The organism is Nakamurella leprariae, from assembly GCF_016918035.1.
In the GTDB taxonomy this organism is placed as follows: Bacteria; Actinomycetota; Actinomycetes; order Mycobacteriales; family Nakamurellaceae; genus Nakamurella; species Nakamurella leprariae.
This window is the reverse complement of the sequence record NZ_JAERWK010000014.1, coordinates 18123-37622: the sequence shown is the minus strand read 5'-3', so window position 1 is coordinate 37622 and position 19500 is coordinate 18123. Positions and strand designations below refer to the sequence as shown.

The following is a 19500-nucleotide window of genomic DNA, read 5'->3' as shown; positions in this document are numbered from 1 at the left end:
GGCGGCGCCGCCCGCTGGATAGGCTGGGCCGCATGACTGCACCGGTGCCCCCGCGTGACCTGCGGGTCTCCGACGAGGAACGCCGGCACGTGCTGCAGCTGCTGGAGCGGGCCACCGGCCGCGGTCTGATCGACCTCGGCGAGTACACCGAACGCAGCGCCACCGTCATCGCCGCCCGGACCCGCGGCGAGCTCAACGCCGTCCTGCTCGACCTGCCCGGCCTGGCCGCCGCCGTGGCCAGCGGCGCTCCCGGGCCTGGGACGCCGCCAGCCTCGTGGACGGCCGGCGCGCCCGCCCTGCCCGCCGGGCCGGCAGCCCTCGAACCGGACGGTGGGGCCGCCGTCGCCACAGGTGGCGTGCTGGAGCTGACCGGCTGGAGTTCCCGGACCTACCGCGGCTACTGGACGGTGCCGCCGCGCATCGTGGTGGCCGGGACCGGGGCCGGCACCCGGCTGGACTTCAGCCAGGCCCAGCTCACCTCGTCCATGGTGACCGTGGAGTTCCGGTCGAACTACGGCGGCAACGCCGAACTCGTCGTGCCGCGGGGCACCGACGTGCGGCTCGAGGTGCAGATGCGGGGCGGGTCGCTGCACAACAAGGTGCCGCCGGGCAGCGCGACCGGCCACCTCACGGTCGTGCTGACCGGCATCAAGAAGCAGGGGTCGATCACGGTGCGACACCCGAAGCAGGGCTGGCAGGCCAGGATCGAGCAGTGGTTCTGATGACGAAGAAGAAGCCCGCCGGCAGACCCGCCGGCAAGGTCAGGCGACCCAGCACCTCACCCAACCGGCGGCCACCCGCCGCGCCCGCCGCCGATGCGGTGATCACCCCGGCCGTCACCACGGCCGGCCGCCCCGACCCGGTGCTGGTGGCCGCCGTCGTCGTCGCCGTCTTCGGCGTGGCCCTGCTGGTCGTCTCGATCCAGGCCGCGTGGTGGGTGGTGGTGCTGTTCGTCGTCGTGGTCGCCGCCGCCGCACTGCTCATCCGGCGGGTCCGGTCGGGCCGGACCGCCCGCGCGGGAGGACCGCCCTCGTCACGTCGGGTCTGAGTCCTCTTCGGACGAGCCGTCGAGCAGGACGGCCAGGATCAGCCCCGCGACGTTGGCGCGGAAGGTGTCGACGCGGACCAGCCTGGCGTTGCTGTACAGATCGGAGACGACGTAGAGGGCCAGTTGAACACGTAGGTGGGCTTGCCGCTGGGTGAGCGCAGGTCTCGTCTGGACCAGCAGTGACACCCACTCGTTCATGTACTCCTTCCGGAACGTCCGGACGATCTCCGCCTGCTCGTACTCGCCTCCCCTGGGGTACTCGACGCTGGACGCCCAGGGACGGGCCATGGCGATGTACGCGTGAGCGAGCTTGCCCAGGGCCTCCTCCGGATGACGCGAGGTCGCCAGCGCGACGTCGAGCCCGAGCCACAACGCGTGACTGTTCCGTTCGAACACGGCTCGCAGCAGATCGGCCTTGCTTCCGAAGTAGCTGTAGAGGTTCGGTCCGGTGACGTCGACCGCGGCGCCGAGGCTGGCCATTGAGGTGTCTTGGAAGCCTCGACGGCCGAACTGGTCCAACGCGGCGAGCAGGAGCCGCTCGCGCATCGAGTGGGGCAGCAGTTGCTGCGGCTCATGCTCCACGGCGCTGCCGGTGGGCACCAGCTGCGCAGCCGTGAGCGCCCTCAAGCCGTTCCGGACCGCTGGGATCCGTCCGCGCACCGACAGCTGGAACGACTGGCGGCCCACACAGGCGATCATCGACTGGATGGCCCAGATCAGCACCTCGACCTGGCCCGGGTCGAGGTCAGGTCGCTGACTGAGCAAGGCCGGTCGGAGACTGTCGTTCCAGACCCGCATCCGCCGCCGCAGGGCGCGTTGCTTGTCCTCGGGCAGGTGGCGGAGCTCGTGGGTCCAGAGGTCGGCCAGGTACGGCCGATCGATCACCAGCGCGATGACCTCGTCGACCGCGTCCTCGTAATCAATGTGTGTGACAGGATCGTCCAGGTACGAGAAGCTGTCCTCGATGACGCGCTCGAGCAGCACGGCCTTGTTGGCGAAATGGCGGTAGAGGGCACCCGCGGTGATGCCGACCTGCTCCGCGATCATCGCCATCGAGACACTCGCATAGCCGTTGGCCACGAACAGTTCGCGGGCCGCCACGAGGATCTGGTCCTTGCGATTCCGCGGACGCCGCCGGCGGTCGGCGGCAGCCGGGTCAGCCGCTGTCGTCACGCATCCATCCTAGTCGGCCGGATCGGTCCCGCGATCGACGGACGTCGCCAGCCCAGGCGGCGTGCTGCGCGTTTCAGGACCGTGAGAGCTGGCGGATGACGTCCAGTCCGGTCGGGTCGACGGGAACGCCGTCGAAGACGGCCCGCGCGTTGGCATGGCCGGTCTGATGCAGCGCGAAGGCGTGGCGCAGCGCGGTGAACTGCCCCTGTGCTTCCAGCGCCCCGTTCACCGACAACTTCGCCAGCTTCAAGCCGAAAGCGGGGCGCTGCGCGATCTCGATCGCGATGCCCAAGGTTGTCCGTTCCAGGTCCTCGCGGGCCACGACGTGATTGACCATGCCGAGTTGCCGGCATTCCTCAGCGGTCAGCGCGTGACTGCGGAACAGCATCTCCTTGGCCTTGCGAGCGCCCAGTTCCCAGGTGTGCGTGTGGTATTCGTGCCCATTGACCGCGAAGGCGACGGTCGGGTCCGAGAAGGTGGCGTCGTCGCTGGCCACGATGATGTCCATCGGCCACACCAGCATGAGGCCTCCGGCGATCACCTTGCCTTGGACCTGCGCGATGGTCGGCTTGGGGACATTGCGCCAGCGCCAGCACATCCCGAGGTAGAACTCCTCCTCGTTCGCCATACCGCCGGCCTGACCCTCCTGGGTGTATCCACCGGTCATGCAGTGCGGTTCGAAGTCGGCCCCTGTGCTCGGGGTGACGACGTCGTGACCCGACGAGAAGTGCGGACCGTCGGCGGCGAGGACGATGACGCGGATGTCGTCGTCGAGTGTGGCTCGCTGGAAGGCGATGTCCAGCTCATGCAGCATCCGGTAGTCCTGCGCGTTGCGCGCCTCCGGTCGCGCCAGGGTGATGCGAGCGACCCGCTCCACCGGCACGTCGTACCGGATCCGCTCGAACGTCATGTCAGTCACGGATTTTCAACCTTTCCAGTGCTTCGTCCCGCATCTGGCTGCGGCGGACCTTTCCGGCGTCGTCGCGCAGCGGCTGGTCGATGAACTCGATAGACCGCGGGATCTTGTACCGCACGAGACGGGTCGCCAGGAAGTCGAGCAGTTCCTCCGCCGTGGTTCCCGCCTCGGCCTGCACCAAGGCGTGCACCCGTTGCACCAGGTCCCCGTCTGGCAGTCCGACGACCACCGACGACAGCACCTTGGGGTGCTGATCCAAGGCGTTCTCCACCTCGGCCGGGTAGATGTTGGCTCCGCCGCTGACGACCATGTCGACGCGCCGGTCGCTGATGTAGAGGTACCCGTCCTCGTCCTTCCACCCCAGGTCACCGAGGGTCTGCCAGCCGTTGAGCATCCGGGGCTCCGCACCGACGTACTCGTAGCCGATGCCGAAGCCCTCGGGACCCTTCATGTAGATCTCGCCGACCTCGCACGCGGCCAGCTCGCGGCCATCTGCATCGAGGACCTTCATGTCCCCGAGCCACGGGCGGCCCACCGAACCGCGGTGCTCCAGCCACTCCCGACCGGTGATCACCGTCAGTGCGACCGATTCCGTGCCGCCGTAGAGCTCCAGGACCCGGTCGGGGCCGAGCAGCCGGATCCATCCCTCCTTGAGCCATTCCGGGCACTTGGAGGCCGCATGCCACAGCACCCGGATCGACGACAGGTCGTGAGCGTCGCCGGCCCCGATCAGTCGGTACATCCGGTGCATCATCGTGGGCACCAGCATCAACCAGGTGATGCGATGCCGCTCGATCTGCTCGAGCGTCTTGGCGGCGTCGAACTTGTTCATGACCACGAGGCGCTGGCCCGACAACAGTCCGGCGACGGACATGGCCAGCGAGGAGTTGTGGTAGAGCGGCGCGACCACGGCCTGGACATCGTTGCCGGTGAACCGATACATCGCTTCGTTGACCGCCACCGATCCCACTGCGGGGGACGCAGCTCGGATGATCTTCGGTCGTCCCGTGCTGCCTCCGGAGGTCGGCGCCTTCCACGAGGGCGACACGACCTCCGGGAGCGGCCCATCGCTGATGGAGGTTTCGGGCCGATACCCGGCCGGTACCGTGGCGCACCCGACGTGCTCACCGTCAGGCACGCCGACCAGCAGCGCCGGTGCGGCGAGGTCGATGATGGCCTGTCGCTCCGCGGCCGGCAGGCGGTAGGACAGCGGCATCGGGACGGCGCCGACCTTGAGGGCCGCGAAGAAGGCCACGAAGAAGTCGATGCCGTTGGGCAACGCGATCGCGACGTAATCGTTGAACTCCACGCCCCGCTGCAGGAACAGCCGAGCCATCCGGTTGGAGCGCAGCTCGAGTTCGTGTCTGGTGATGGATCCGTCCTCATCGACGATGGCGACGGAGCCGGGGCTGTTGACGGCGAGTCGGGTCATCGTCCGGACGAAGGGCTCGGCCGGGCTGGTCGCCGCGACCTTCGCCAACTCCGAAGCATCCACCGGTCACACCTCTCTGTGTGTCGAGTTCGGGTACTGGAACGTACGACTCAGGGCTGCCCCACGGTGGTGACCTTCGCGCCCGGGCTCGCCAACACACGCTCGGCCTGCTGCATCGCCGCCACCAGCTGGCGGTTGCGGTGGTCCAGGTGCTCGGCCAGGACGTTCCGGGTGGCGATGTACGGCTCGTTGCGCTCGACGGCCCGCAGGACCAGTTCGCCGACTCCGTCGGGGGGTGCGCCGGCCTCGTTGAGCTGCCGGTGCGCGATGTCCAGGATCTGCCGGACACGGGCGCTGTGGGTCGGCGCGGTGTCGGGCCGGATCTGTTTCGTGTTCAGGACGATGTCGGTGGCGACGGGGCCGGGGAACAGGACGGACACACCGATCCCCTGCCGCGACAGCTCTTCCCGCAGCGCCTCACTCAATCCGGCCACCGCGAACTTGCTGGCGTGGTAGAGGAACCCGGATCCGGCGTGGACCAGTCCTGCCTCGGACGAGGTGTTCACGATGTGGCCGCCTCGCCCCGAGCCGAGCATGCCCGGGAGAAAGGTCTGGATGCCGTTGTAGACGCCGTTGAGGTTGATTCCCATCACGTAGTCCCACATCTGATACGTGGCCAGGCGCGGACTGACGGAGTCGATGACGCCGGCATTGTTGAACAGGAGCGTCACCTGCCCCAGGTCGCGCTGCACCGCCGCCGCCACCTCGGCGTACTGGTCACGATCGGCGACATCCAGCTGGTAGCAGCGGAGCCTGGACCCGGACGCTTCCAGCTGTCCACCGGCCTGCCGGAGGGCGTCACCACTGATGTCCGCGATGGCGACGCGAGCACCGCGCCGAAGCAGCGCGTGCACGATGCCGAGTCCGATGCCGCGTGCACCGCCGGTGACGAATGCGGTGCGCTCGGCGAAGTCGTGGATGCCGTCGTTCATCTCGTCGCTCTCGTTCACGAGCTACCTCCGGTCATGGCCGTGCGCTGACGGGCGATGGCCTCGTCCCGCATCTGGCTGCGGCGAACTTTGCCGGCGTCATCGCGCAGCGGCGCATCGATGAACTCGATCGAGCGTGGGATCTTGTAGCGGACGATCCGGTGCTCCAGGAACTCCATGACGTCCTGCTCCGACGTACCCGGCTCGGCTTGGACGAGCGCGTGCACGCGGTGGCCGAGGTCGTCGTCGGGCAGGCCCACGACGACCGACGACAACACCCCTGGGTGCGCCTCCAATGCCTCCTCGACCTCGGCCGGGTAGACGTTGGACCCCCCGGTGACGATCAGATCCACCCGTCGGTCGTGGATGTAGACGTAACCGTCCGCGTCTTTCCAACCGAGGTCGCCGATCGTCTCCCACTCGCCACTGCGGTGCGCGTCCGAGCCGACGTAGCGGTAGGTCTCGGCCATCCCGGCGGGCCGCTTCATGTAGATCTCTCCGACGGTGCCGGTCGGCACCTCGCGCCCCGACGGATCGAGCACTCGCATCGACCCGACCACCACCCGGCCGACGGAGCCGCGGTGCTCGAGCCACTCGGTGCCCGAGATCATGGTGGCCGCGAGTGCTTCGGTGCCGCCGTAGAACTCCCACACGCGTTCGGGACCCAGTCGGTCGATCCAGGCCTGCTTGAGCCAATCCGCGCACTTGGCCGATCCGTGCCACAGCAGGCGCACCGATGACAGGTCGACTCGCCGGCCGTCCTCGAGCAGACGGTGCATGCGGTGCATCATCGTCGGCACCAGCAGCACCCAGGTGACCTTGTGCAACTCCATCAGGGCCAGCAGCGTGCCCGCGTCGAACCGACGCATCACCACCACGTGCTGGCCGAGGAGCAGACCACCGATAGCGAAGATCAGCGGACCGTTGTGGTACAGCGGCCCGACGACCATCTGGACGTCGTCAGCGCGCATCTGCCACAGGACGGAGTTCAGCTCGGGAGATCCCTCCGCAGGACTCCCCGCCACGATGATCTTGGGCCGGCCGGTGCTGCCACCTGAGGTGGGCGCCTTCCACGACGGTGAGACGACCTCATCGAGCGGCCCGTCCGCGAGCGCGGCCTCCGGCTCGAATCCGACCGGCAGACAGGTGAATTCGGGATGGTCGGACGGATCGACCCCGACGAGGAGCGCCGGCCGGCCGAGCGCGACGATCGCCTGCCGCTCGATCAGCGGCAGCCGGGCGGACAGCGGCAGGGGAATGGCGCCGATCTTCAGGGTCGCGAAGTAGGCGACGAACCAGTCGATGCCATTGGGGAGCGCGATGACGATGAAGTCGCCGTGCCTGGCGCCCCGCTGCGCGAAGGCCCGTGCCAGGCGGTTGGATCGCCGTTCGAGCTCGCCCCGGGTGACCAATTCGCCGTCGCAGCTGATCGAAACGGCGTCAGGTTCCTGCTCGGCCAGGCGGCGCATCGTGCGCACGTACGGTTCGACCGGGCTGTCAGCGAGGATCTTCGTGATCGCCGCAGTGTCCACGTGTGTACTCCAGCTTCGTGTGTTGGGACGGCTCTGGCCCTCAGCCCTCGATACCCCCGCCGGTCACGATGACCTGACCGGAGACGTAGTCGGCCTCCGGATAGGTCAACATCACGACGGAGCCGGCTGCCTCTTCCGCGGTGCCCGCCCGGCCGAGCGGCACCATCTGTTCGACGGCCTTGAGGAAGGCCGGGTTGATGCCGACCTTGATGTTCCGACCCTCGACCTCGATCGTCCCGTCCTGCTCGGCAGTGACAGCGGTGAGACGGGTCTGGATGAACCCGAAGGCCACGCAGTTGACGTTCACGTTGTAGCGGCCCCACTCCTTGGCCAGAGTCTTGGTCAGGCCGACGACTCCGGCCTTGGCCGAGGCGTAGTTGGCCTGACCGGCGTTGCCGTGCAACCCGGCGACCGAGGAGATGTTGACCACCTTCCGGTGAACCGTCCGGCCCTGCCGCTGCTCCTGCTTGGCCGCAGCACTGATGTGCGGCTGCGCAGCGCGGAGGATGTCGAACGGCGCCTTGAGGTGCAGGTCCACGATGGCGTGCCACTGCTCGTCGCTGATCTTCTGGATGACGTTGTCCCAGGTGAAACCTGCGTTGTTGATGATGATGTCGATCCCGCCGAACCGGTCGACGGCGGTCCGGACGAACCGGTCGGCGAAGCCGTCCTGCGTGACGCTTCCCGGGACTCCCACCGCGGCGCCGCCGGCCGCGGTGATCTCCGTCAGGACCTCCTGCAACGGCGCCTCGTCCAGATCGTTCGCGACGACCCTCGCCCCCTCCGCCGCGAGCTTCAGGGCGATCGCGCGACCGATCCCCCGGCCGGCGCCCGTGACGAGCGCGACCTTGTCGTCGAGCTTGCCCACGCTCAGTCGCCGACCTTGGCGTACATGGTGACCACGCACGCTCCGCCGAGGCCCACGTTGTGTTGCAGCGCATGTCGCGGAGCCCCAGCCACCTGACGGCCGCCGGCCTCGCCGCGCAGCTGCCAGGTCAGCTCCGCGCACTGCGCCAGTCCGGTGGCACCAAGAGGATGCCCCTTCGAGATCAGTCCGCCCGACGGATTCGTCACGACGCGGCCGCCGTAGGTGTTCTCACCCTCGAGGACGAACTTCTCCGCCGAGCCTTCCGGCGTGAGTCCGAGCGCTTCGTAGGTCAGCACCTCGTTGGAGGCGAAGCAGTCGTGCAGTTCGACGACCGTGAGGTCGTCCGGTCCCACACCCGTCTGCTCGTAGACGGCCCGCGACGCGGCGAGGGTCATGTCGTACCCGACGAGTTTCATCATGTCGCCGTCGAAGGCGCCCGGGAGATCGGTGCTCATGGCTTGACCGGCGATCACCACGTCGGAGCGCAACCCGTGCTTCCTCGCGTATTCAGGCGACACGATGACCGCAGCCGCCGCGCCACTGGTCGGCGGGCAGCACTCGAACCGGGTCAGCGGTCCCCAGATCGTCGGCGACGCGAGCACCTGTTCGAGCGTCAGGGGCTCGCGGAAGATCGCGTTCGGATTCGCGGCCGCGTGCCGGCGCGATTTCACGGTGATGTGCCCGAACAGAGCGGGATCGATGTCGTACCGCTCGCAGTACTGCTGTCCGGCGGCGCCGAAGAACACCGCGGACCCGGCGGTGCGGTCGTCCGGAATGCCCAGCGAGGTGGCGACGGCCGCGAAGTAGGGCTCCAGGGCAGTCGGTCGGTCGTCGAGCCACCCGGTGACGCCCTTGCCGGGCATCTGCTCGAAGCCGATCGCGAGCGCCACCTCGGCGATCCCGGTCTCGACCGCCTGGCGGGCGAGATACAGCGCCGACGACCCGGACGAGCAGTTGTTGTTGAGATTGAAGATCGGGATGCCGGTGGTCCCCAACTCGTAGAAGCCCCGCTGACCGGCGGTCGAGTCCCCGAGCACGTAGGACGCGTAGCCGACCTGCACGGCGTCGTAGTCGATGCCGGCGTCATCCAGCGCACGACGGCCGGCCTCCGCCGCCATCTGGAAGTACGGCGCACTGGTCCCGACCTTGACGAACGGTGTCATCCCGACGCCCGCCACGACTGCCTTGTCGTTCATGACGACTCCTCACTGAGCTCGTATGTATGGATGTTAACGCACATTCACTTGACGCGCCAGACACACACGTCAGTCGTCATAGGCGCTCGCTTTGCCGCCGACATGGAGGTTCACATATCGCGGCCCGTCCAGGCGCCGTCGCCGACTCTGGACCGCCGACGACAGGCCGGTGAGTTCCGCCGCGAGTTCGCGGGGGGTGTCGAGCATCGGGTTGTGACCGACTCCCCGCAGTTCACGGATCTCGACCGGAGTCGTCGTACTCGCCTCTGCGATGGCCCGCAGGGTGGACGGCCCGGCCAGGCCGTACTCGCACCGGTAGTAGACGACCGGCGTCGTCAACTTCAGCGGACTCGACCGGTCGCGCCACGTCGCCGCCCGGATGCGCGGGTCGAACTTCCAGCGGAAGCGCCCTTGATCGTCCGAACGGATCGAGTGGTGGGCGACGTAGTGCAGCATCCAGGGCGCGGCCCGACCCTGGTCGGGAATGGGGCGGAACCGGCTCACCAGCTCGGCCCGCGTCTCGGTGAGGCGGGGTGGACGGACGCCCGGAGACGGCGGGATGTCCTGGGCGCGGCCGAGTCCCAGCAGTGAGTCGATGGCGACCGTGGCGGCGACCCGATCGCCGGCCTCGGCCGCCGCGCTGAGCGCGATGGCGCCGCCCATGCTGTGGCCGATGACGACCGGCGGCGCAGCGAACAGCTGATCGATGACGGCGCACACCTCACCGGTCCAGTCGTCCAGGTCGTAGTGATCCCGGGTGTCAGCGTCTCCGTGTCCGGACAGGTCCAGGGCCACGACCCGGTGATCACCCAGCAGCGGAGCCACGAAGTCCCACCAGCGGGCGTGCGCGCTTCCTCCGTGCACCAGCAGGACACCGCCGTCGCCGCGGCCGGCCCACTCCCGGAACGGGACCCGGACGGGACCGGACCGCACCGTCCCCGTCGTCACCGGGACCGCGAGCGCCTCCCGTGCCCAGTCCGGCGTCGCATCATGGACGTCGTCGGCGGTCACGCCTGCACCGACCCGGCGAACCGCGGTCGGCGCTTCCCGATGAACGCCGTCGTGCCTTCCCTGGCATCGGCATGTGCGCCTTGCGAACGGAGCGCGAGAGCCTCGCGCCGGAGCGCGGTCTCAACCGCCGGCTCGGCGGCCCCACGCAGCAGCGCCTTCGTCGCCGCCTGCGCCTCCGCCGGGCCGCTCAGCAACTCGTGAGCCAGTGCGTCGGTCTCCCGGCCCAGGTCCTCATCAGCGACGACCGTGGTCACCAGTCCCAAGGCCGCAGCCTCGTCCGCACTGATCCGTCGGTTCAACAGTGCGAGTCGCAGCGCGCGGTGCAGGCCGATCGAGTGCACGAGCAGGCTGGTGCCGCCATCGACCGACAGACCGACCTTGGTGTATCCCAACGTGAACGACGCCGACCGGGCTGCGACCACGAGATCGGCCGCTGCGACCAACGGGAAGCCGGCACCGGCCGCCGCGCCCTGCACGCTGCACACGACGATCGCGTCCGAGCGTTGCAGCTCGCTGACCACCCGATGCAGCGAGTCGGCGATGTGATCGAGGACATCGGGCAGCGACGGCGCGCCGACCATGACGTCGACGTCACCGCCGACGCAGAAGAAACGACCGGTGGCCGACAGCACGATCACCCGGGCGCGATCCTGCCGGGCCCGGGCGAGGGCGGTCAGCATCGACTCGTTCCAGGCCTGGTTGATCACGTTGCCTCGGTCGCCGCGGCACATGACGATCCGCGCGAGCCCGTCCTCGAAGTGGTAGCCCACCAGATCCTCAGCCATCGTGTCTTCCTTCGATGAGTACGTCGCAGAGGTGCCGCGGGGACGAGATCGCCGGGACCTCGGCAGCGGGCTCCTGGCGCCCGGGCTCGTCGTTGGGCCGAGCCGCCGGACGACCGTCACGGGCGCTCGACGCGACCAGCGCGACGGCCGCCAACGTACGACCCCGCACCGGTCACCGCAACCCGGTAAGTGAATCCATCGTCACGTCGACACATGCCGCTTCATGCGGCGCGAAGGACCGTCTGCCGCTGGCGAAGAGGCCCGACTCCCGGTCTCAACGAGGCTTGACATCCAGTAGTGAACGCCGATTCACTGTTTCGAGGCCCACGCAAGGTCGCGGCGGGCGGCATCCCTGGAGGCATTCGATGATGAACGCAGGATGGAAGAGATGGGCGTCGCTCGTCGCCGCAGGCGCGCTGGGCGCCGCCGCGCTGACCGCGTGCGGATCCGGGCGCAGCGCCACGGTCGACGCCGGCGGCACAGCCGGCGGATCGTCGGACAGCGCGGCGTGCTCGCCGGGCGTCACCGACACCGAGATCAAGATCGGCCAGAGCTCGCTGCAGTCGGGGCCTGGCGCCGCGTACAAGGCGCTGGTCGACGGCGCCCGAGCGGTCTTCGACGAGGTCAACGAGTCCGGTGGCGTCACCATGGGCGACGGCAAGACTCGGAAGATCGATTACATCAGCCTCGACGACGGGTACGACCCGGCCCGGGCCGTGGTGAACGTCAAGCAGTTGGTCGAGCAGGACCAGGTGGCAGCGTTCTTCGGCAACACCGGGACCTCCGCGATCCTCGCGTACATCGATTACACGACGGACAAGGGCGTGCCGCTCATCCTGCCGGCCGGCAGCCCCCCGGCCGAGCTGGTGGATCGGTACCGCGACGGCACCGCCATGCTGGCGCTGTACACCAACGCCACGGTCGACTTCGAGAACGTCGTCCGGGTCAAGGCGATCGCCGCCGACAACCCCGACGCGAAGATCGCCGTCCTCTACTCGAACGAGGAGACGGGCAAGACCCAGCTGGAAGCGTTCCAGCAGGCGATGGCGGGCACCGGTCTCGAGATCGTGGCCGAGGAGTCCTACGAGGTCACGGCACCGTCCATCGATTCGCAGATCACCAACCTGCGCGGGTCGGATGCGGACACCTTCGCGATGCTGGGGTCCGGCAGCTTCATCACCATGGCGCTCAAGAAGATCGAGGAGCTCGACTGGCACCCCGAGAAGTGGATCACGGCCGCCAATCCCTCCGTCGACCTGATCACGCCGGCGGGCCCCGGCGCCACCGACGACGTGAAGTCGATCGCGTGGGGCAAGGGAGCAGGCATGATCGGTCTGGACACCGACCCGGCGGTCATCGAGTACGGCCAGTGGGCGACCGAGAACGGGTACGACCCGACGGACGACCTGTTCATGGCGGGCACGGTGTCAGCGCGGACGTTCCTGCAGGTGCTCGAGGCGACGGACGGCTGCACGGGCGAGGCCATCTTCGACGCCGCCAAGACGGCCGAGTTGGACACCGGGTGGTCGCTGCCGGGTGTCACCTACGCCAGCACCGACGACAACCCCTCGTACGTCAATCAAGCCGTCGTCGTCGCCTTCGATCCCGCGCAGAACGGATGGGTCGTCGGCACCGAGGTCTACTCGGCCGATGACTGAGGCCATCGGCGCGGACGTGCACGTGACGATCGGCGGCCAGCCGGCCGGTGCCCTGCACATCCAGGACGTGCGCCTGCACTTCGGAGGTGTGACGGCGCTCGACGGGCCGTCGTTCGAGGTGGAACCCGGCGAGATCTGTGGCCTCATCGGACCGAACGGCGCCGGCAAGACCGCGTTGTTCAACTGCATCAGCGGTCTGTACCGACCTGACTCCGGTCACGTCCTGCTCGATGACACCGACCTGCTGGCACGGCGAGCAGACCAGGTCGCCGACATCGGTATCGCGCGCACCTTCCAGAACCTCGGCCTGTTCGCATCGCAGTCCGTGCTGGAGAACGTGATGGGCGGCGCCTATCACCGGACCCGCAGCGGGTTCCTGGTCGGCAGCCTCGGCCTGCCACTGATGTGGCGTGAGGAGCGACGCGAGCGTGAGCGAGCACGCGGCATCCTCGACTCGCTCGGGCTCGACCACCTCGAGTCACGTCCAGCGGCAGGGCTGCCGCTGGGCACGTTGAAGCGCATCGAACTGGCCCGCGCGCTCATGGTGCGCCCCAGACTGCTGATGCTCGACGAGCCGGCCAACGGCCTCATCCTCGAGGAGGTGCACGAACTCGCCGGACTGGTGCGCGCGTTGCGTGACGAACACCGGTTCAGCGTCCTGTTGATCGAACACCACATGGGCATGGTGATGTCCATCTGCGACCACCTCGTGGTCCTCAATCTCGGCCGGAAGATCGCCGACGGGCGACCGGGCGAGGTCCGCAACGACCCCGCCGTGGTCGAGGCGTACCTGGGAGGCGCCGCGTGAGCCTCTTGACCGTCGACCGTCTCTGCGCGGGTTACGGAGCCCTGCGGGTGTTGCACGACGTCTCCTTCTCCATCGAAGAAGGCAACGTCACGGTCGTGCTCGGAGCGAACGGGGCAGGCAAGTCGACGCTGCTCCGGGCGCTGTCGGGGATGATCCCGGCGACCGGCAGCATCGAACTGGATGGCTACGAACTGCTGTCGGGTCGACGGCGTCGGCCGATCGCGCTCCTGGGCATCGGGCACGTGCCGGAAGGTCGAGGCACCTTCGGCGGTCTGACGGTCGAGGAGAACCTCCGGGCCGGTGGCTACCACCGGCCGCGTGGCGAGGTCGAACGCTCGATCACGGAGTGGTTCGAACTCTTCCCCCGACTGGCCGAGCGCCGGGACCGACTGGCCGCCGGCCTGAGCGGCGGCGAGCAGCAGATGCTCGCCATCGCTCGGGCGTTGATGGCCAGACCCAGGCTGTTGTTGCTCGACGAGCCTTCGCTCGGGCTCGCCCCCAAGATGACCGGCACCCTGTTCGACAACCTGCGAGCGATCCGCGAACGCATGGACATGACGGTGCTGCTCGTCGAGCAGAACGCCCACCTGAGCCTTCAGATCGCCGACGACGCCCTGCTGATGACCGCCGGGCAGGTGGGCCCACGACGCCCGGCCATCGCTCTCCGTGAGGACGAACAGATCAGGCGCGCCTACCTCGGCGCATAGGAGCCAGCCACGTGACCACCTTCTTCCAACAGATCGTCGATGGGCTGACCACCGGCGTGATCTACGCCGCGATCGCCCTGAGCCTCGTCCTGGTCTACCGCACCTCGAGACTCGTGAACTTCGCACAGGCCGAGATGGCCACCCTCGGCGGGTTCCTGGCCTGGCAGCTCTCCGACTGGGGCGTGCCCTTCCCACTGGCCATCGCCCTCGCCGTCGCCGCTTCCTTCGCACTGGGGGCGACCATGGAGCGGACGGTGGTCCGCCCGCTGCACGAAGCGCACAACGAGTTGGCGCTCTTCGTCATCTCGCTCGGCATCCTCGTCGTCCTGATCAACGTCGAGGCGTGGATCTGGGGTTACCAGGTCAAGGCGGTCCCTCTGGTGATCGACGGCCCCGCTGTCTCCATCGGATCCGTCCTGGTCAGCCGGCAGAAGCTCGTCATCGTCGCCGTCGCCATCGTCATCGCCGCGCTGCTGTTCGTGTTGTTCCAGCGGACCAGGTTCGGTCTGGCCATGCGCGCGGCCGCTGACAACCAGCCCTCTGCGCGACTTCTCGGGCTACCAGTCAACGCGACGATGACCCTGAGCTGGGGGATCGCCGCCGCGATCGGCACGCTGATGGCGATCCTGGTCGCACCGCAGCAGTTCCTGCAGCCGGGCATGCTGCTGCCGGTGCTGCTCTACGCGGTCGCCGCAGCCACGCTCGGTGGTATCGACAGCCCGGTCGGGGCAGTCATCGGCGGGCTCATCGTCGGCGTCGTCGAGAACCTGGCCGGCACCTACGTGCCCGGCATCGGGCAGGACTTCAAGTCGGCGGTCGCATTCCTGATCATCATGGGCGTGCTGCTGGTCCGCCCGCAGGGTCTGCTCGGTTCCAAGTCGGTGGTGCGGGTATGAGCGCGATCATGCGCAGACTGCGCCAACCGCGGCCCCGGCTGCCCATCCCCCGGTGGGTCAACCTCGTGGTCGGCATCGCCGCGTTCGCCTACCTGCTGTACGCCCCGCTGGTGTCGCCGTCGTACAGCAACACGCAGATGGCCATGGTGTGTGTCTACGCCGTCGCCGGCCTGGGCCTGCACCTGCTCACCGGCATGACCGGACTCATCTCACTCGGGCACGGCTTCTTCTTCGCGGTCGGCGCCTACACCGCGGCGATCCTGTCGGGGACGCAAGGTTGGCCGGTCCCGGTCTCATTCGTCGTTGCGGCAGCTCTCGGTTGGCTCCTCGGCTTCCTGTTCGGCCTGCCGGCGCTGCGGTTGTCACCGTTGGCCCTGTCGCAGGTCACCCTGGCGCTGGCGCTGATCACGCCCTCATTGATCAAGCGGCTCGACTTCATGACCAACGGCAGCGCCGGCCTCTCGGTGGACGTCGGCGACCCGCCGGCATGGTCCGGGTTGGACAAGGACCAGTGGATCCTGTACATCTGCCTGCTCATCGCACTGGTGGCCTACCTCGTCACCCTCGCGCTGTCCCGGGGCCGGACCGGACGGGCCATGAAGGGACTGCGCGACAACCTGCCCGTCGCGACGACGCTCGGTGTCCGGGCCACGACCACCAAGTCGTTCGTCTTCGCGACCAGCGCCGCGTTCGCCGCTGTCGGGGGCGTGCTCTACACGCTCGTCATCCAGTACGTCGGGGCCGACGCGTTCGGTCTGACCTTCGCGATCGCATTGATCACCGTGATCGTGGTGGGCGGCCTGGGCTCCGTGCCCGGGGTCATCCTGGGCGCCGTCTTCGTGGTGTTCGTACCCTCCTGGGCCTCGGAGGTCAGCCCCTCCGCGTCCGGACTGATCTACGGCGTGGCCCTGGTCGTGTTCATGTTCGTCCTCCCGGGCGGAGTCATCGGGGTGTTGCGAGCCATCGGCCATCCGGTCGTCAGCCGGTTCCACGCCCGACGGAGCACTGCGCAACCGCCCGTCCCGCAGGAGCAGGAGGCCGGCCGCCGCTAGGCGGCGCGTGGCATCGGTGCCATCGGCGTGGCCACTGCCGGCACCCCGAGCGACCAGGAGGAGGAACCCCGTGACGACGGAATCGAGTGGATCCGTTCCAGACGCAGTCCACCCGCAGTTCGCCGTCGGCCGCCCTGACGAGGGCGTGCCCCGTCGATCGATCACCCCGCCGCCGACCATGAGCCATTGGGAATGGGAAGTGCTGCGGGCCATCGACAGCGGTTTCGGGCAGCGACTCACGTTGCGGCGGGCCACGGGTCTGCCCAAGACCACCGTGTCCGCCGCGGCCCGGTCGCTGCTCGAGCGAGGTCTCGTCGAGTCGACCGTCAGCGGCCGATCGCCCAACTTCAGACCGACGCAGCGAGGACTCGCCCGACTCCGAATGCTCCCGGCCGCGGAGGATCTCGCTCGCCGCGACGCCGAGTGACCGCAGTCCCCCGCACACCTGGAGCGGGTGAGCGACCGCCGATGCGCGTCACCTCACGCAGGACGTCACCACGCTCGAAGCCATCACGAAGGAAGCAGATGCACATCGAAGGATCCAGTGCGATCGTGACCGGCGCCGCCTCCGGCCTGGGCGCCGCCACCGCCGCAGCGCTGGCGGCCGCCGGCGCCCACGTCAGCGGGTTCGACCTCGACATCACCCACGCACCATCCCTGTCGGGCGTGAGCTACCAGCAGGTCGACGTCACGGACGACGCTGCCGTCAGGCTCGCCGTCGAGAGGGCGGCGGAACGGACACCACTGCGGATCGTCGTCAACTGCGCGGGTATCGCCCCCGGCTCCCGCATCCTGGGACGCCACGGCGTGCACAGCACTGCGGACTTCGCCCGCGTCGTCACGGTGAACCTGATCGGCACGTTCACCGTGCTCGCGCTCGCCGCCGAGCGGATCGCGGCCACCGAGCCGCTGACGGACGGACAGCGGGGAGTCATCATCAACACGGCGTCGATCGCCGCGTTCGAGGGCCAGATCGGCCAGGCGGCCTACGCCTCGTCCAAGGGGGGCGTCGTCGGTCTGACCCTGCCCGCGGCGCGGGACCTCGCCCAGCACGGCATCCGGGTCAACACGATCGCGCCCGGCATCGTCGAGACACCCATGCTGGTCGGCCTGGGCGACCAGATCCGCGCCAACCTCTCCGCGGGCGTGCCCTTCCCCAAGCGGCTGGCCCTCCCCCGCGAGTACGCGCGACTGGCCACCTTCCTGATCGAACACGACTACATCAACGGCGAAGTCGTCCGCATGGACGGTGCTCTCCGGATGGCACCGCGATAGGACTCGGCGGCCAGCTCGTCGCCATCGCGGCACCGCACGTCACCCAGCAAGGAGACTCATGAACACAGCAGTGATCGTCGACGCGGTCCGCACACCGTCGGGGAAGGGCAAGGCCGGTGGGGCGTTGGCGACCGTGCACCCTGCCGATCTGCTCGCCACCACACTCACCGCGCTGGTGCGGCGCAACGACCTGGACCCCGGCACCGTCGACGACGTCATCGCCGGGTGCGTCAGTCAGGTCGCCGATCAGGCCCAGAACATCGGTCGGACGGCGACGCTGACGGCAGGGTTCCCCGAGCACGTGCCGGCAACCACCGTGGACCGGCAGTGCGGATCGAGCCAACAGGCCGCGCACTTCGCCGCCCAAGGCGTCATCGCCGGCGCCTACGACATCGCCATCGCGTGCGGCGTGGAGTCGATGAGCCGCGTCGCCATGGGCAGCGCCCAGCGCGACGGCGAACCGCTGCGGCCGTTGAGTACCAGGTACCGCTCGTTGCCGCACCAGGGCATCGGCGCCGAACTCATCGCCGCGCGGTGGAAACTCGACCGCCACGAGCTGGACGAGTACGCCGCGCGGTCGCACTCACGGGCCGCGGCGGCCGCCGCCGCCGGGGGATTCGACCGGGAGATCGTCCCGGTCGCACTTCCCGACGGACAGCGGCACATCGTCGACGAGACGGTGCGCGCCGGCACCACCACCGAGATCCTGACCCAACTGGCGCCGGCCTTCACCGACGCCCGTCACCAGGAGCAGTTCCCCGAGATCGACTGGCGGATCACCCCGGGGAACTCATCCCCGCTCACCGACGGGGCGTCCGCGGTGCTCATCATGAGCGAGGCCCGAGCGCACCGCCTGGGGCTGACCCCGCGGGCGCGCTTCCACACGTTCGCGGTGACCGGATCGGACCCAGTGGTGATGCTCGACGGCGTCATCCCGGCCACGTACCGGGCCCTGCGACGCTCTGGGTTGACCATCGATGACATCGACGCCTTCGAGGTCAACGAGGCCTTCGCCCCGGTGCCGCTGGCGTGGGCACGCGAGTTCGGAGTCGACGCCGCTCGACTCAACCCACGCGGCGGGGCGATCGCCCTCGGCCATCCACTGGGGGCGTCGGGGACCCGGCTGCTGACCACCTTGCTGCACCAGCTCGAGGCGACCGGTGGGCGGTTCGGGCTCCAGACCATGTGCGAGGCCGGGGGCATGGCCAACGCCACGATCATCGAAGTCCTGTCGTGACGGCACGCCACCACCTCACAACCCGAGTCGGCACCACCCGCCGCCTCCCGACGGGAGGACCACGACGATGACCGTGCACATCGAGCGACGCGACAGCATCGCGATCGTCACCCTCGACCGGCCCGAAGCGCTCAACGCGGTGAACGGAGCGCTCGCGCTCGCGCTCGGCGAGGCCCTCGAAACGGCCGAGACCGACGACAACGTCCAGGTGATCGTCCTGACCGGCCGCGGCAGGACGTTCTGCGCCGGAGCTGATCTCAAAGCGATCGCAGCCGGCGAAGGACTGGACCCGCCCGGCCACCCGGACTGGGGCTTCGCCGGCATCACCCGGCATCGGTTGCGCAAACCGACCATCGCCGCAGTGAACGGGGCAGCTCTGGGCGGGGGTACGGAGATCGTGTTGGCCTGCGACCTGGCGGTGATGAGCGAGACCGCTCACCTGGGGCTACCGGAGGTCCGGTGGGGACTGTTCCCCGCAGGGGGCGGGACGATCCGACTCCCGCGTGAGATGCCACCGAAGATCGCACTCGAACACCTGCTCAGCGGAGCGCCCATCACGGCCGTCGATGCCGCGCGATGGGGCCTGGTCAACCGGGTGGTCCCACCGGACCTGGTCATGCCGACCGCCCTGGAACTGGCGGCCAGCGTGGCCGCCAACGGACCGATCGCCGTCCGGGCCGCCAAGCGGCTGGCCAACGCCGCTACGGGCGCCGGATCCGATCGGGACGCCGAGATGTGGGCAGCCAACGCCGATGCCATCGCCGAGGTCTTCACCAGTCAGGACGCAGCCGAGGGCATGGCCGCCTTCGTCGAGCGGCGCACGCCCGGCCCGTGGCTCGGACGGTGACCGCACGGTGGCTCGGCACCGGGCACCGATTCCCGCGGTCGGGACCGGTGACCCCGACGCAGTCCGACCA

General features: G+C 69.0%; 20 protein-coding genes. 11 read left to right on the top strand and 9 right to left on the bottom strand.

All coding sequences use genetic code 11. The annotated features are described in order from the left end of the window. Window positions 1-32 precede the first annotated feature (32 nt). Both JL106_RS11100 and JL106_RS11095 read left to right on the top strand, forming a co-directional pair. Complete coding sequence (locus JL106_RS11100; RefSeq protein WP_205260792.1) at window positions 33-722, top strand: DUF1707 SHOCT-like domain-containing protein; 690 nt, start codon at window positions 33-35, stop codon at window positions 720-722. Continuing rightward, the gene (locus JL106_RS11095) at window positions 722-1048 is read left to right on the top strand and encodes a hypothetical protein (protein ID WP_205260791.1); all 327 of its coding nucleotides are present in this window, start codon (window positions 722-724) and stop codon (window positions 1046-1048) included. Before JL106_RS11100 ends, JL106_RS11095 begins: the two co-directional genes overlap by 1 nt. Here JL106_RS11095 and JL106_RS22035 read toward each other — a convergent pair. The 9 genes from JL106_RS22035 to JL106_RS11050 all read right to left on the bottom strand — a co-directional run bounded on the left by JL106_RS22035 (window position 1034) and on the right by JL106_RS11050 (window position 10950). Next, on the bottom strand, window positions 1034-2221 hold the full coding sequence (locus tag JL106_RS22035) for a TetR/AcrR family transcriptional regulator (RefSeq protein ID WP_205260790.1): 1188 nt from the start codon (window positions 2219-2221) through the stop codon (window positions 1034-1036). The two genes, JL106_RS11095 and JL106_RS22035, sit on opposite strands and share 15 nt — an antisense overlap. A 73-nt stretch (window positions 2222-2294) precedes the next feature. Beyond that, complete coding sequence (locus JL106_RS11085; protein WP_205260789.1) at window positions 2295-3131, bottom strand: enoyl-CoA hydratase; 837 nt, start codon at window positions 3129-3131, stop codon at window positions 2295-2297. A 1-nt stretch (window position 3132) separates the two neighbouring features. Continuing rightward, on the bottom strand, window positions 3133-4569 hold the full coding sequence (locus JL106_RS11080; RefSeq protein ID WP_236007484.1) for an AMP-binding protein: 1437 nt from the start codon (window positions 4567-4569) through the stop codon (window positions 3133-3135). A 110-nt stretch (window positions 4570-4679) separates the two neighbouring features. Continuing rightward, a complete protein-coding gene (locus JL106_RS11075; protein WP_205260787.1) occupies window positions 4680-5579 on the bottom strand; it encodes an SDR family NAD(P)-dependent oxidoreductase in 900 nt (299 codons plus the stop codon). Beyond that, window positions 5576-7027 carry an AMP-binding protein gene (locus tag JL106_RS11070; RefSeq protein ID WP_236007482.1) on the bottom strand — a complete coding sequence of 484 codons (1452 nt, stop codon included), beginning with the start codon at window positions 7025-7027 and terminating at the stop codon, window positions 5576-5578. The genes JL106_RS11075 and JL106_RS11070 overlap by 4 nt, the downstream gene beginning before the upstream one ends. A gap of 103 nt (window positions 7028-7130) precedes the next feature. Further along, window positions 7131-7958, bottom strand: a complete 828-nt coding sequence (locus JL106_RS11065; protein ID WP_205260785.1) for an SDR family NAD(P)-dependent oxidoreductase — start codon at window positions 7956-7958, stop codon at window positions 7131-7133. Window positions 7959-7960: 2 nt separating this feature from the next. Next, window positions 7961-9154: a lipid-transfer protein gene (locus tag JL106_RS11060; RefSeq protein ID WP_205260784.1), complete on the bottom strand. Its 1194-nt coding sequence runs from the start codon at window positions 9152-9154 to the stop codon at window positions 7961-7963. A gap of 69 nt (window positions 9155-9223) precedes the next feature. Next, the gene (locus JL106_RS11055) at window positions 9224-10165 is read right to left on the bottom strand and encodes an alpha/beta fold hydrolase (protein ID WP_205260783.1); all 942 of its coding nucleotides are present in this window, start codon (window positions 10163-10165) and stop codon (window positions 9224-9226) included. Further along, window positions 10162-10950, bottom strand: a complete 789-nt coding sequence (locus tag JL106_RS11050) for an enoyl-CoA hydratase/isomerase family protein (RefSeq protein WP_205260782.1) — start codon at window positions 10948-10950, stop codon at window positions 10162-10164. Before JL106_RS11050 ends, JL106_RS11055 begins: the two co-directional genes overlap by 4 nt. A 365-nt stretch (window positions 10951-11315) precedes the next feature. Between JL106_RS11050 and JL106_RS11045 the strand changes: the two genes are divergently transcribed. From JL106_RS11045 to JL106_RS11005, 9 genes are all read left to right on the top strand, one after another. After that, complete coding sequence (locus JL106_RS11045; RefSeq protein ID WP_205260781.1) at window positions 11316-12608, top strand: ABC transporter substrate-binding protein; 1293 nt, start codon at window positions 11316-11318, stop codon at window positions 12606-12608. Continuing rightward, window positions 12601-13416, top strand: coding sequence for an ABC transporter ATP-binding protein (locus tag JL106_RS11040; protein WP_205260780.1), 816 nt, complete (start codon window positions 12601-12603; stop codon window positions 13414-13416). The genes JL106_RS11045 and JL106_RS11040 overlap by 8 nt, the downstream gene beginning before the upstream one ends. After that, a complete protein-coding gene (locus JL106_RS11035) occupies window positions 13413-14123 on the top strand; it encodes an ABC transporter ATP-binding protein (RefSeq protein ID WP_205260779.1) in 711 nt (236 codons plus the stop codon). The genes JL106_RS11040 and JL106_RS11035 overlap by 4 nt, the downstream gene beginning before the upstream one ends. A gap of 11 nt (window positions 14124-14134) precedes the next feature. Further along, window positions 14135-15019, top strand: a complete 885-nt coding sequence (locus JL106_RS11030; protein ID WP_205260778.1) for a branched-chain amino acid ABC transporter permease — start codon at window positions 14135-14137, stop codon at window positions 15017-15019. 8 nt (window positions 15020-15027) lie between these two features. After that, complete coding sequence (locus JL106_RS11025; protein WP_205260777.1) at window positions 15028-16071, top strand: branched-chain amino acid ABC transporter permease; 1044 nt, start codon at window positions 15028-15030, stop codon at window positions 16069-16071. 178 nt (window positions 16072-16249) lie between these two features. Continuing rightward, complete coding sequence (locus JL106_RS11020) at window positions 16250-16498, top strand: MarR family transcriptional regulator (protein ID WP_205260776.1); 249 nt, start codon at window positions 16250-16252, stop codon at window positions 16496-16498. A gap of 98 nt (window positions 16499-16596) precedes the next feature. Next, entirely contained in the window at window positions 16597-17346 is a 750-nt protein-coding gene (locus tag JL106_RS11015; protein ID WP_205260775.1) for an SDR family NAD(P)-dependent oxidoreductase, read from the top strand. Between the two features lie 58 nt (window positions 17347-17404). Continuing rightward, the gene (locus JL106_RS11010) at window positions 17405-18583 is read left to right on the top strand and encodes a thiolase family protein (protein WP_205260774.1); all 1179 of its coding nucleotides are present in this window, start codon (window positions 17405-17407) and stop codon (window positions 18581-18583) included. Window positions 18584-18650: 67 nt separating this feature from the next. Further along, window positions 18651-19430 carry an enoyl-CoA hydratase/isomerase family protein gene (locus JL106_RS11005; protein WP_205260773.1) on the top strand — a complete coding sequence of 260 codons (780 nt, stop codon included), beginning with the start codon at window positions 18651-18653 and terminating at the stop codon, window positions 19428-19430. The last annotated feature ends 70 nt before the right edge of the window (window positions 19431-19500 follow it).

Bases quoted from the DNA above. Each gene is read 5' to 3' on its own strand.
- JL106_RS11100 (WP_205260792.1), top strand. From the start codon at position 33: ATGACTGCACCGGTGCCCCCGCGTGACCTGCGGGTCTCCGACGAGGAA.
- JL106_RS11095 (WP_205260791.1), top strand. From the start codon at position 722: ATGACGAAGAAGAAGCCCGCCGGCAGACCCGCCGGCAAGGTCAGGCGA.
- JL106_RS11085 (WP_205260789.1), bottom strand. From the start codon at position 3,131: ATGACGTTCGAGCGGATCCGGTACGACGTGCCGGTGGAGCGGGTCGCT.
- JL106_RS11080 (WP_236007484.1), bottom strand. From the start codon at position 4,569: ATGACCCGACTCGCCGTCAACAGCCCCGGCTCCGTCGCCATCGTCGAT.
- JL106_RS11070 (WP_236007482.1), bottom strand. From the start codon at position 7,027: ATGCGCCGCCTGGCCGAGCAGGAACCTGACGCCGTTTCGATCAGCTGC.
- JL106_RS11060 (WP_205260784.1), bottom strand. From the start codon at position 9,154: ATGAACGACAAGGCAGTCGTGGCGGGCGTCGGGATGACACCGTTCGTC.
- JL106_RS11050 (WP_205260782.1), bottom strand. From the start codon at position 10,950: ATGGCTGAGGATCTGGTGGGCTACCACTTCGAGGACGGGCTCGCGCGG.
- JL106_RS11045 (WP_205260781.1), top strand. From the start codon at position 11,316: ATGATGAACGCAGGATGGAAGAGATGGGCGTCGCTCGTCGCCGCAGGC.
- JL106_RS11040 (WP_205260780.1), top strand. From the start codon at position 12,601: ATGACTGAGGCCATCGGCGCGGACGTGCACGTGACGATCGGCGGCCAG.
- JL106_RS11025 (WP_205260777.1), top strand. From the start codon at position 15,028: ATGCGCAGACTGCGCCAACCGCGGCCCCGGCTGCCCATCCCCCGGTGG.
- JL106_RS11020 (WP_205260776.1), top strand. From the start codon at position 16,250: ATGAGCCATTGGGAATGGGAAGTGCTGCGGGCCATCGACAGCGGTTTC.
- JL106_RS11015 (WP_205260775.1), top strand. From the start codon at position 16,597: ATGCACATCGAAGGATCCAGTGCGATCGTGACCGGCGCCGCCTCCGGC.
- JL106_RS11010 (WP_205260774.1), top strand. From the start codon at position 17,405: ATGAACACAGCAGTGATCGTCGACGCGGTCCGCACACCGTCGGGGAAG.
- JL106_RS11005 (WP_205260773.1), top strand. From the start codon at position 18,651: ATGACCGTGCACATCGAGCGACGCGACAGCATCGCGATCGTCACCCTC.